Annotated in this window: 27 protein-coding genes; 1 reads left to right on the forward strand and 26 read right to left on the reverse strand. The window is 36.6% G+C overall.

Annotation, left to right across the window (positions count from 1 at the left end):
• Positions 1 to 9: 9 nt before the first annotated feature.
• The 19 genes from KNP96_RS14230 to KNP96_RS14315 form a co-directional block, all read right to left on the reverse strand.
• A complete protein-coding gene (locus tag KNP96_RS14230) occupies positions 10 to 204 on the reverse strand; it encodes a hypothetical protein (protein ID WP_214771403.1) in 195 nt (64 codons plus the stop codon).
• Positions 205 to 349: 145 nt separating this feature from the next.
• Complete coding sequence (locus KNP96_RS14235; protein WP_214771406.1) at positions 350 to 610, reverse strand: hypothetical protein; 261 nt, start codon at positions 608 to 610, stop codon at positions 350 to 352.
• A 15-nt stretch (positions 611 to 625) separates the two neighbouring features.
• Positions 626 to 871 (reverse strand): helix-turn-helix domain-containing protein, encoded by a 246-nt coding sequence (locus tag KNP96_RS14240; RefSeq protein WP_214771409.1) that lies wholly within the window; start codon positions 869 to 871, stop codon positions 626 to 628.
• 29 nt (positions 872 to 900) lie between these two features.
• Positions 901 to 1,137: a hypothetical protein gene (locus KNP96_RS14245; RefSeq protein WP_214771412.1), complete on the reverse strand. Its 237-nt coding sequence runs from the start codon at positions 1,135 to 1,137 to the stop codon at positions 901 to 903.
• Positions 1,138 to 1,160: 23 nt separating this feature from the next.
• The gene (locus KNP96_RS14250) at positions 1,161 to 1,427 is read right to left on the reverse strand and encodes a hypothetical protein (protein ID WP_214771415.1); all 267 of its coding nucleotides are present in this window, start codon (positions 1,425 to 1,427) and stop codon (positions 1,161 to 1,163) included.
• A gap of 24 nt (positions 1,428 to 1,451) precedes the next feature.
• The gene (locus KNP96_RS16880; protein ID WP_285801461.1) at positions 1,452 to 1,586 is read right to left on the reverse strand and encodes a hypothetical protein; all 135 of its coding nucleotides are present in this window, start codon (positions 1,584 to 1,586) and stop codon (positions 1,452 to 1,454) included.
• A gap of 43 nt (positions 1,587 to 1,629) precedes the next feature.
• A complete protein-coding gene (locus KNP96_RS14255; protein ID WP_214771418.1) occupies positions 1,630 to 1,869 on the reverse strand; it encodes a hypothetical protein in 240 nt (79 codons plus the stop codon).
• 35 nt (positions 1,870 to 1,904) lie between these two features.
• The gene (locus tag KNP96_RS14260; protein ID WP_214771421.1) at positions 1,905 to 2,264 is read right to left on the reverse strand and encodes a YopX family protein; all 360 of its coding nucleotides are present in this window, start codon (positions 2,262 to 2,264) and stop codon (positions 1,905 to 1,907) included.
• Between the two features lie 27 nt (positions 2,265 to 2,291).
• Positions 2,292 to 2,468 (reverse strand): hypothetical protein, encoded by a 177-nt coding sequence (locus KNP96_RS14265; RefSeq protein WP_214771424.1) that lies wholly within the window; start codon positions 2,466 to 2,468, stop codon positions 2,292 to 2,294.
• 25 nt (positions 2,469 to 2,493) lie between these two features.
• Complete coding sequence (locus KNP96_RS14270; RefSeq protein ID WP_214771426.1) at positions 2,494 to 2,766, reverse strand: hypothetical protein; 273 nt, start codon at positions 2,764 to 2,766, stop codon at positions 2,494 to 2,496.
• Positions 2,759 to 2,962, reverse strand: a complete 204-nt coding sequence (locus KNP96_RS14275) for a hypothetical protein (RefSeq protein ID WP_214771429.1) — start codon at positions 2,960 to 2,962, stop codon at positions 2,759 to 2,761. Before KNP96_RS14275 ends, KNP96_RS14270 begins: the two co-directional genes overlap by 8 nt.
• On the reverse strand, positions 2,962 to 3,162 hold the full coding sequence (locus tag KNP96_RS14280; protein ID WP_214771431.1) for a hypothetical protein: 201 nt from the start codon (positions 3,160 to 3,162) through the stop codon (positions 2,962 to 2,964). The genes KNP96_RS14275 and KNP96_RS14280 overlap by 1 nt, the downstream gene beginning before the upstream one ends.
• Positions 3,163 to 3,175: 13 nt before the next feature.
• The gene (locus KNP96_RS14285; RefSeq protein ID WP_214771434.1) at positions 3,176 to 3,667 is read right to left on the reverse strand and encodes a macro domain-containing protein; all 492 of its coding nucleotides are present in this window, start codon (positions 3,665 to 3,667) and stop codon (positions 3,176 to 3,178) included.
• Entirely contained in the window at positions 3,654 to 3,797 is a 144-nt protein-coding gene (locus KNP96_RS14290; RefSeq protein ID WP_214771439.1) for a hypothetical protein, read from the reverse strand. The genes KNP96_RS14285 and KNP96_RS14290 overlap by 14 nt, the downstream gene beginning before the upstream one ends.
• Positions 3,798 to 3,847: 50 nt before the next feature.
• Positions 3,848 to 4,027, reverse strand: coding sequence for a hypothetical protein (locus KNP96_RS14295; RefSeq protein WP_214771441.1), 180 nt, complete (start codon positions 4,025 to 4,027; stop codon positions 3,848 to 3,850).
• A 41-nt stretch (positions 4,028 to 4,068) separates the two neighbouring features.
• On the reverse strand, positions 4,069 to 4,293 hold the full coding sequence (locus tag KNP96_RS14300) for a hypothetical protein (RefSeq protein ID WP_214771443.1): 225 nt from the start codon (positions 4,291 to 4,293) through the stop codon (positions 4,069 to 4,071).
• Positions 4,294 to 4,401: 108 nt separating this feature from the next.
• Positions 4,402 to 4,866, reverse strand: coding sequence for a hypothetical protein (locus KNP96_RS14305; protein ID WP_214771445.1), 465 nt, complete (start codon positions 4,864 to 4,866; stop codon positions 4,402 to 4,404).
• 13 nt (positions 4,867 to 4,879) lie between these two features.
• Positions 4,880 to 5,065 carry a hypothetical protein gene (locus tag KNP96_RS14310; protein WP_214771447.1) on the reverse strand — a complete coding sequence of 62 codons (186 nt, stop codon included), beginning with the start codon at positions 5,063 to 5,065 and terminating at the stop codon, positions 4,880 to 4,882.
• Between the two features lie 179 nt (positions 5,066 to 5,244).
• The gene (locus KNP96_RS14315) at positions 5,245 to 5,748 is read right to left on the reverse strand and encodes a hypothetical protein (protein WP_214771449.1); all 504 of its coding nucleotides are present in this window, start codon (positions 5,746 to 5,748) and stop codon (positions 5,245 to 5,247) included.
• Positions 5,749 to 5,848: 100 nt separating this feature from the next.
• On the opposite strand from KNP96_RS14315, the gene KNP96_RS14320 reads away from it, so the two are divergent.
• Positions 5,849 to 6,169: a hypothetical protein gene (locus KNP96_RS14320; protein WP_214771451.1), complete on the forward strand. Its 321-nt coding sequence runs from the start codon at positions 5,849 to 5,851 to the stop codon at positions 6,167 to 6,169.
• Positions 6,170 to 6,255: 86 nt separating this feature from the next.
• Here KNP96_RS14320 and KNP96_RS14325 read toward each other — a convergent pair whose 3' ends face one another.
• The 7 genes from KNP96_RS14325 to KNP96_RS14355 form a co-directional block, all read right to left on the reverse strand.
• Positions 6,256 to 6,705 (reverse strand): hypothetical protein, encoded by a 450-nt coding sequence (locus tag KNP96_RS14325; RefSeq protein ID WP_214771454.1) that lies wholly within the window; start codon positions 6,703 to 6,705, stop codon positions 6,256 to 6,258.
• Positions 6,692 to 6,946, reverse strand: a complete 255-nt coding sequence (locus KNP96_RS14330; RefSeq protein WP_214771456.1) for a DUF1653 domain-containing protein — start codon at positions 6,944 to 6,946, stop codon at positions 6,692 to 6,694. The genes KNP96_RS14325 and KNP96_RS14330 overlap by 14 nt, the downstream gene beginning before the upstream one ends.
• A gap of 19 nt (positions 6,947 to 6,965) precedes the next feature.
• Positions 6,966 to 7,280 carry a hypothetical protein gene (locus KNP96_RS14335; protein ID WP_214771458.1) on the reverse strand — a complete coding sequence of 105 codons (315 nt, stop codon included), beginning with the start codon at positions 7,278 to 7,280 and terminating at the stop codon, positions 6,966 to 6,968.
• Positions 7,281 to 7,317: 37 nt separating this feature from the next.
• Positions 7,318 to 7,770 carry a hypothetical protein gene (locus KNP96_RS14340; protein WP_214771459.1) on the reverse strand — a complete coding sequence of 151 codons (453 nt, stop codon included), beginning with the start codon at positions 7,768 to 7,770 and terminating at the stop codon, positions 7,318 to 7,320.
• Positions 7,771 to 8,148: 378 nt separating this feature from the next.
• Positions 8,149 to 8,418: a hypothetical protein gene (locus KNP96_RS14345; RefSeq protein ID WP_214771461.1), complete on the reverse strand. Its 270-nt coding sequence runs from the start codon at positions 8,416 to 8,418 to the stop codon at positions 8,149 to 8,151.
• Between the two features lie 16 nt (positions 8,419 to 8,434).
• The gene (locus KNP96_RS14350; RefSeq protein ID WP_214771463.1) at positions 8,435 to 8,842 is read right to left on the reverse strand and encodes a hypothetical protein; all 408 of its coding nucleotides are present in this window, start codon (positions 8,840 to 8,842) and stop codon (positions 8,435 to 8,437) included.
• Between the two features lie 21 nt (positions 8,843 to 8,863).
• Positions 8,864 to 9,730, reverse strand: coding sequence for an RNA ligase family protein (locus KNP96_RS14355; protein ID WP_214771465.1), 867 nt, complete (start codon positions 9,728 to 9,730; stop codon positions 8,864 to 8,866).
• Positions 9,731 to 9,759 lie beyond the last annotated feature (29 nt).

Here is a 9,759-nt window from a genome sequence, read left to right on the forward strand (position 1 = left end):
TTACTCGATTTAAAATTTTTCCCCTTCAATTTCTTCAAGCAAATCTTCATAAATAGATAACTTACCTTCCCAGTATCCCAAGTTCCATCCTCCGTGAAAGTTTTTAATCTCAGAAGATCTCTTGCTATTGTTGTACTTAAGTTTTTGAATATGCTCTTGAACATGATTAATTCTCTTTTTAATAAAATCACTTGTGTATTTCATGTTGCATCTCCTCATAAATGTGTTCTTTTATTCTTCGCATTCGCAGGTTTCATTAGAGTAGGAATCATCGCTGTAAACTGGACACCCACAAGACCAACATAAACCCTCATCATCATCGCACTGTAGCGACTCCCACTTCTCATGTTTATTCATAGTGATACTCTATAAGCTCCTTCTGATCTCTGACTTCGACATTAATTTCAAAATATGTTCCGTCTTCAATATTATTAAAACTATTAGGATCAAATTCTTTAGGAATATCGCAGCCGTTAGATTTGATGTCTTCAGCAAGCGATTTTTTTAAGAAAACAGTTGTTAGAGCATTGTTGCAGTCACCAGAGTAACTTATTTTTTGATTAGTCCATTCATTGTTTATTGATTCTAATATCCCACTAAGCAAATCCATGCTGATCATCTCCGATCAAATTGTTATTTTATCCGCCTTGTCAGACACTTCACGATACAATTCAATCTCAATATCTAAATTGCATGATTCTAAATTTAGGAAAGTTTCAAAATTAACATTCAACTTTTGAGCAAATTGTTTTTGGTCTAAATTTGATTCAATGCGTTTTCGTATGATATTTTTAGAGTAAGGATATCTTTCGTCATTAAGCGTGTCAGAAAAACTAGGGTCAATCTCTAAAAGCAAATCCAATAATCTCATTACATTCACCTCATAAAATAGTGTTCACTTTAATATTTGTCATTCCATCGTTCATAATCTAGTGCATACCATCCATATTCATCATATTTTTGTATCAAATTTTTCACTTTTTCTAATGCCTCATCTAAACTACCAAACACCTTTACCGAATCCCAATCAGTGTAGGTTGTAAGAATATGACTGTCACCGTTAGATACAAAATACTTTTGAAATTTAGTACCCACCATTTCTTCACCATGTCTAGCTAAGATATATTTTTCTCTCAAACTATAACATCTCCTTCATAAAATCATAATTTTGTCTCTTTATTCACCTTATAAATATCTGCTCTCTCAATAATTCCATCTCGCAACAAATCCATTTGGATTGTGTCCAATATTAGAAGTCGTCTAATATTGATTAGTTCGTTAAGACCAAACATTACATTGGCTTCTTTCTTACCATTTTCAAATGATTCGATTGCATCTTGAATCTTTCTCATTCCTAAGATTTTATAAGAATCTTCTTTAATCAAAATTGAATCACTGTCGTAATCAAATCTCTTCTCGACACCCATATTTTCATCTCCTAGTGATAAAAGTTATATTTTAGATTTAATTTCATCAATCATTTTTTGATTTTCTAATATTTTAATGGCATAAACAAAATCAAGTGCATTTTCACTTTCTTTGTTTTTCTTTAGTTCTTCTCTTAAAAACTCAATTACTTTATCCATTACCAATCGCTCTCCTTAGTAATAAAATTTATATTTTAGATTATTATTTATTTGAAGCGTGTTTCTTTAAAATTTTAGACGATACTAGGTTGATAATGTTCACCATTTCAATCTCTGAGACAACTTCAAATGCGTCTAAAACTTTTTCGTCAATCGCAGAATAGAACTCTTCAATTTCCGTCAGAACGGTTACTAGGTTACTACCATCATCGTTAACGCTTTTGAGGATATAGTTGTAAACAGTTTTTTCACTTTCGTTCAATTCTTTCAACTTCTTAACCATCTAATCGTCTCTCCTTTAGTGATAAAATTTATCTTTTAGTTTTGATCAAACAAATTTGGATTCTCATAAATATTTCCGATAACTTCCATGTCCCATGTTAATTGGTTTACAGGCTTGCTATAACCGTTATTCAGCACACCAATGAACTGCCCATGCTCGAATTTGACGATCCGGTTATTGATACGATCTTTGTATTCAGGGCAATAGAGAATGTCTCCTTCACAAATTTCCACACCTTTCATATCTTTAACTCCCGTGTACTCTACAAGATCAATCTCATCAAATGTTCGCCACGCACCTCTTGCGTTGATGATTTTTGTTTCAAAGTTAATATTATGAACTGGAATCATCTCTTTAAGAGCTCGTTCCCATGCGCGAAATTTTGGTACTCTCATCTTCTTCATCCTCCTAAAATTACTTTTTTATTCGTAATCAGTATGATCAAAAGCTTGTTGTAACCATTGGGTATTATATTCACTATATTCTTCAACAGTAAATGCTCCATGATAATCCTCATGGCCTAGAGATAAACCATGCTTCTTACTAACTTCTTCAACCTCTTTTAGAAACTCCAATACCTTCTTACTCTGCTCTTCCATATGTATTCCTCCTAAAAGTTACTTTTTATTCGATTTCCTCAAGAGTTACTTTCATTTTTCCACAAGGTACTCGCTTTACGACTCTCCAGTGAGAGTATTCTTCGCCTAAATATAGATCTGTTCCACTGATATTTTTATCGCTGCCACCATTAATACTAATGATTCCGACACCCTGGTTGACGATTCCCCAGAAGTCTAGTGCACCTGGTTTAGCTTCACAGAACACAAAGTCTCCTTGTCTGAGTAAGTTCTCCTTTTTAGGAGTAGGTAGACTCCCAATAAACTCAATCTTAGCCATCAACGGCACTCCCCTTATGTCCTAAGTATTCTTCTACATCAACTGGCTTTAGTTCTCCTAAAATCTCATCACCGTCTGTAACTAACAATCTGCCGGTTCCCGGCTCTCCAAATGAATATTCAATTCCTTCTTCATCATAAAACTTGAGCATTCGATCCAACGCTGCATCCATATCTTTAGTGAGATTTAATTCCATCAGCCGTACATCTCTTTGTATCCGTCGTATGGAACATAATCGTCTTCTACTAACTCTAAATAGTCCTGGCAGTTCCCGTTCCAATGCTCATTTTGCCACGCCTTAACAAGCTCTTTTCCGTAATGTTCATTGACATTTTCAGCGACAACTGTTTCTAAATAAACATCGAGATCAAAATTAGATTTCTTAACGATCTTCATTTTTCTCATCCTTTCATTTTCTATAATGATAGAAACAGACATCAACGTCTGATCCTTCAAACACTGCTTCAATCAGTGGCTTAATCTCTTTCCAATCTCCCCCGGCCAACCCGCAGCCGATGTATGTAGGGATTGCCACGCTGTAACCTCGTTCAGTAGCAACCTTCTTAACTATTTGTATTCCATTCATCAGTGCTGCGGTATCAGTGAAAACTCGGTTATCACTTTGACCTCTGCGTATATCTACTTGACCAAAGATGTTTACGACGTACTTGTGATTGCCGACCTTCACTGGATTAACCAATCCTAGTAAGTCCTTTTCAGCCAAAGATCCCTCTAGCATCCTGTTTCGATAACTCTGATACTCTTTCTTTAGATGCTTAAATCTCCAGGTCAATTGAAGTGCTAAACCCGCTCCCATCACGCCTTTACAATTCACCTGTTGAACTATAATGTTTCTGTCTGTCTTAGTGATGTCGGCCTCTATCGTTTTAATCATCATCATGCTCTAATTCCTTAGCATTTTCGCAGCTTGCAAACTTAGGATTTTCCATTTTGAATAAAACTTCTCCATCTTCGTTTTTGAAGACCACCGACTCGATATTCTTCATTTCATACGTTTTCTCTTTTTTCAAAAAGCCCCACCCCTTCGGTATTTCTCAAACTCCTATTTCCGCTAAAATGTTCATTTTAGTACTTTCGTAGACATAAATATCTCAGACAGCAACCCATGAATCGCTCCGATATCATCAGCCACTCGATCCAAGTCACTGATTGCGATTATGCTTCTATCTACCATAATTGCTAAAGCGACTGTAAGCGTCTCTTTTGTGAGAGTGTAACGATATTGATCATCACGATTCATTTAATCACATCCAATGTATTATTTTATTTAAAAGTAGAATTTTAATTGCTTTCAACAAGTCCGCGTGAAGTTACTGTTACACTATTTAGATTAATCACATCATAACAATCAATTCCGTCTTCAAGATCAATCTTTAAAAGGTTCTCACGAGGAGCTTTGACTACATAATCAAACTCGCTCTGCATTTCTGTACTCGCCGCAAAGTCTTTCCCCGCCTTAAATAACTGATATCCATTTTTGCATGTATAAAGCGTTACTTTACTCATCTCGATCATCCCTTCAAATCTATATTTTAGTCCGTTTCAACATCTTTCCAACATGCTACTGTCACCACAATGAAAATCATTAATCCCGTTACTGTGAAAAACATTCCTTCACCCCCGAACAAATTGTTTTCTTTCTACTTCTAACCAATTCTTCCATTCACCACTTTTTCGCAACTGACTGATCTTAAACGTCATAGCCCAAGGTGTTCTACCGTATTGCATTGCCAAGTCTGTCACGCTTCCTTGCGGAGCTCGCTTATGTACTGCAATCTTAGACATCAAAATCAGTTCTTCTGCACTGTATTCTTTTCCTTCATTCACTAATGCCCAACTAACTCCGTACCTATTGCGATCAGGACGATTCCCACCGCTCCCGATGCTTTCGTTGTAGATTGACTTATAGCTTCGCTTTAACCTTTTTGCGACATCAATTGTCTCTATCTGTCGTTGCAGCGTTCCGCGCTTATAAAGGTTCAGCGCTCGTATTATCAGTTTCTCCGCTTCAGTAAATTTATCCATCTCATTGCTCGTATCCCATGTTACTTCAATCTTCTCAAACATGTTCTTTCTCATCATTATTTCCTCCTTATACGGCCATTTGTTTTTCATGTGCGTCAAGGTAAAACTGGTACTGCTTCATCTTCCGTAGGTAATTCACTTGTTGTTTGACTGCTTTTTGTGATCGTTCATACTGATAAGCAAAATCAGAAATCATTCCGTACGGAGACCGCTCATGCTTTGCAATCTTCGATAACAAAATCATTTCTTCCATTGTGTACGGCTCTCCATTTCGTCTCACACCCATTTTATTCACCTCGTATTATTTAATTTAATGACGTATTTTGCGTTGCTTTGTATCTCTTGTACTTAATATACCACCCTTCAAAACATATGTAAACAATAAATACTATTTGTTTTAAAAGAATATAAAAGACAGGTTTCCCTGTCTAATTAGAATCTGTCCGAGTACATTGAAAACTTCTTCTCTACGAACTTAACAGCGTCTTCGTCATTACTGACTCTCATAAAGTTTTTTGCATCTGAATCGACACCCTTGGCCATCTCTTTAATCACCACTAATTGATTGGCTCCAATATCTTCAGATCCATTATTGCTAGAGAATGACTCAATCGTCATGATATTGCCGACTAAAGATGAGCAAATAGAGTCTACCGCTTTGCTTTCTTCGTCGCCAGAACTGTTTTCTTTCAAATCCAGACAAACCTTAACCCACTCGTCCTGCATAGCAACGGCCTTGTCTCTCGTCATATATTCTGAGACATACTTCCCATTGATCTTTTCAGACATCTCATCCAGCTTATTAAGTCCGGCCATTAATTCCTCGTGAGCAATTCTTTCCTTGTATGCCGGAGTGTTCGGAACATACCCTTTGACATATCCAGCTCCACCAAGAACAATAAGAATAGTAATCAATCCAATTAACACTTTTTTCATAAGAACACCTCTATTTTTGTATTATTTATTTCATTGTCTCAAATATTTAATACAAATTCTTACAGTTATTTGCTAAAGAGGTCAATGTGAGGAGCTATTTATGAGACGAAAACACTTCGAGCAGGTCATGAATAATGAAAATATACCAAGGCAATACAAAATGTTCATTGAGGATCAGTATAATCAACAGCTTAAATATGGCCTCGTAGATTCAATGCCTTTAAAACAGGTGGAATGGAGACTGAATACGGCTTACGAGCAAAGTCTTTACGTCTCAATCATCTATCGAGATAGAGATACAGTAAATGATGTAATTGGCGTGGTTATAGAAAATAGCCCATCTAGCTGCAAAGTGAAGACTACGAAAGACACTATCTATATTCTATCTACTCAGATATTAGATATCCAGGAAGCACAATAAAGAGCGACCGCAATGGCCGCTCCTAAATAAAAAAGTCTCAAGGGAAGGGGATTATTTTTTCCTATTTACCCTGTAAATTCTGCTTTTTATACCTTATCCAAGACGTCAGAAAGATACTGGCCTTTCTTTAAAGAGATTAACTTGGGTTTTATTTCTCTTTCAATTTCATTAATAAATGATTCATAGTTCGATTCCAATAATTTTACGAATTCTTCGTTGTTCCCTCGATCAATATATCTCTGAATATATTCTTCTTTAATTTTCTTTGAAGGATAAACAATAGTATAATCAAGCCCCTCTCTGTTTAGCGCTTCCCGAACTACATCATGGGAAGAGACAAATACAAAATCCAACTTCCCGATTAGACTCTTAATATGGTTGATGTAATTCCCAGGAAAGTCCGGGTGACGTACACCTGGCTCAATCCAAGAGAACATGCTGCTATCTGAGTCAGAGATTAGAATGTCTTCTTGTTGTTTAAATAGAGTACTCTTCCCAACACCAGGGAATCCTGAGATGATCTTAGTTTGTTTCATAATTATTCTCCCCCTCTAATAGTTCAAATCGATACTTCTGCCCCGTAGGATTGACAACATATTCATCTACCTCTGACAAAAATTCTTCTTTCCGTCGAACCCAAGTTTCCGTGTCTTCATCTAATGCGTGATATACCACCAGTTCTGACAAATCATCTGTGCTTTGTGCTTCTCCCATTACATAATACAATCCACCCTTATAGTGCTTATAGACACTGCAATGTTTTAGTTCTCGGTTCATGAATATACCTCCCTGTTTGTTAAATTGTTGCCTTTAGAATTAAAAGAATGACAAAGACGATTGACACCAAAACAACTCGACCAATAATGATGCTTAACCCAGATTCAAACAAGTCGTTTTTATTCATTCTATTGTTCTCATAATGATGATCTACTAATGTTCGATTCATTCCAGATACAAGAGATAAAGTGAGTGTTAATGCCATTGTTAAACCATAACCGAGAGTAGGCACATCAAACGTTGGGGATACAAACCAATTAAATGCTTTCATGAATACAAATGTTTGATAGAGCCCGGATAACGTGCTCACTGTTAATAAGATAAATGTTCTCATATGTATTACCTCCAATAAATTTTATGTTTTATTTTATTTATTTCAAATTCAATGCTAGCTCTTCACTTTGATCAAGAGGAACTGCTTTATTTAAATCGTGTTTGTTTAGCAACCATGCGCTTTTGATAAAAGACACTTCGGCGTTAATATCAGTTTCTGCAACTATAGACATTTCCTTCGTATCAAATCCAATATATTCCCATCGATCCATGTCTTCGCTGTAATACTTTGCCACCCATTTTCCTGGACGTTTAAGTAATTCTTCTCGAACATCAAATACCGGCTCTGCATACCATTCATTGTTTGGACTCAGATATTCTGCCAATAACATTCGCGATTCTTCCCAGAGAATCCCGTCATAACTAAGCTCTAGTTTGTTATCATTGATCCGTCTCATGACTCCTGCTGGAGAATATGTGAGCTTGCCTTTTACCATATGGTCAATCGCCGTTAAACCAGAAATTTTCTCTTGATTGTCTTTGATGTACATTTAAAAATCACGTTCCCTTCGGTATTTTTTATTATTCATTTCCCACTAAAACCAATCTTTTAGTTGATCTCTAGCACAACTGCGAACTTAGATAGAAACATCTCGATCTTATCTTTTTTTAGTTCAATTTGGAATTTGATGCTCTTCTTATTTTTACTATTGATCCATCCATCGTGAGCATACGAAATTCTAAGGCCTATCTTTCTGACATGCAGGTGTACTGTGTCCACAATGTCTTTAGGATCTCCGTAATAGTGACTTAAAAATAAAGCCATGTATTTATTAAAAAAAATCGTTTTAAATTGAATTTCATGTCCATCAATTACTGCTGTTTTCTCGTAGATACAAATTTCTCCTCTCCGCTAAATCTTAGTTTTATTACTTGCGTACACATTCAATTTCGAATCGATCAGTCTTATAGGCATCTAATGCATATTTCTCAAAACCAATCCTTAAACACTCTTTAGAACAGTAATCTTTTTCTTTATTACTTTCATAGCTATCATTTCCCCAGAGAGAATGTCCTGTTTGAACCTCAAAGTAAAGATTATCTTCGGACTCGCTGATGTCTTTCTTACATTCATCACATAAAACTTTGTATAAGGTTTCTTTTTTTACAGTGATCTCTTCTGTTTTATATCTTTTCATACTTCGCCCCCTCTGTTTAAACCACGCTATATGTATTAATGATTGTATCTCTTCCTACTCGCATCCAAGTACTATCCGGTAGCGCATCTACCTTCCAAACCACTTGTCTTCCGTGACTCTCAGCTTTCTCAAAATCTCCTGATAAGCTGCTATATTGATAAGTCTCGCCTAGCTCGTTCTTGAAGTGCATGTATGGCTCCAGCATCATGCATGACGCAGCCTGACTAGTATCTAGCAGTATGTATTCCTCAATAGAGGGAAATGCTACCGACTTCCCATTAACCCTCATTAGGCCATTCTTTGTCGGTAGCATAATTGTTTCACCGTTCTGCAGCTTGGTTCGCCACATGACAGCTTGTACGAAAGGACAATCTTTTGACTCTAACTGTTTACCATTCTTGAGTGATACGACTAGCTTTGGCATTTAGTCATCCCCTTATATGGTTTATGCTCGACCTTCCGCTACTAAGACTTTCTTAACTACGACCGGTACATTGCGACTCAATTTCTTGCGGAGCGTCTTAAATAACTGATCTTGCTCTTCTTTCATGATGTCTTCGAATACTGAATTACCAAGACTTTTTAAAATCGTTCCCATGTCTTCGATAGCGTAGTCTTCAGAAATCTTACCTTCGTCAACGAGTTTCCCGATAAGCTTAGATACTCGACTCTCTGTGAGAGTTGCGTTAATGAAGTCCTGGAGTGAATCTCCGCTGTTCTTTGGTTTATCTTGCTTCGAGAAATGAGCTTCTTTAAAGTAGTCAGATACAAACTTCAGATACACGTTTCCACCATGACGATCAACGTATACTGGATTCTTAACTACTACACCCTCTCCAACTTCTCCTAGCTTGCTTTGACCAACAAACGACTGAATATGTTCAACTGATTGAAACTCTCCGCGATAGAATAATGGTGCTGTCTGTAGTCCTAATAGCTTTGCTACTTCCGAAACCGTATCAAAATCTGCGTACTTCTCAGTCTGAAGATCAAATACATCGAACAAGAAGAATTTATGATGATGCTCCCCATAATTCAGCTTATGAGGTGCTGTCCATTCACCGAAATAAACCTTTCCTTCCTGGAGCTTTGTTGGATCGATGTTAGCTTGAGTCCACTGATAGAATCCTCGAAGCCCTTCTGATTCACTGAGCTGCATGTTACGAGAGAATGCGAATACCTCACCATCAACAAGTTCGAAGCTGGCATTTGCGCCATCAATCTTTTCTTGAATCATAATTGTTGGATTTCCTTCTAATACTGCATGTGTTTCGCGTTTACCGTAGCGTAAGATCGAATCGTACTTTTTCATGTTTTAAATATCCCCATCCTATATGTATT

It is taken from the genome of Exiguobacterium sp. s133 (assembly GCF_018618595.1).
Lineage (GTDB): Bacteria > Bacillota > Bacilli > Exiguobacteriales > Exiguobacteriaceae > Exiguobacterium_A > Exiguobacterium_A oxidotolerans.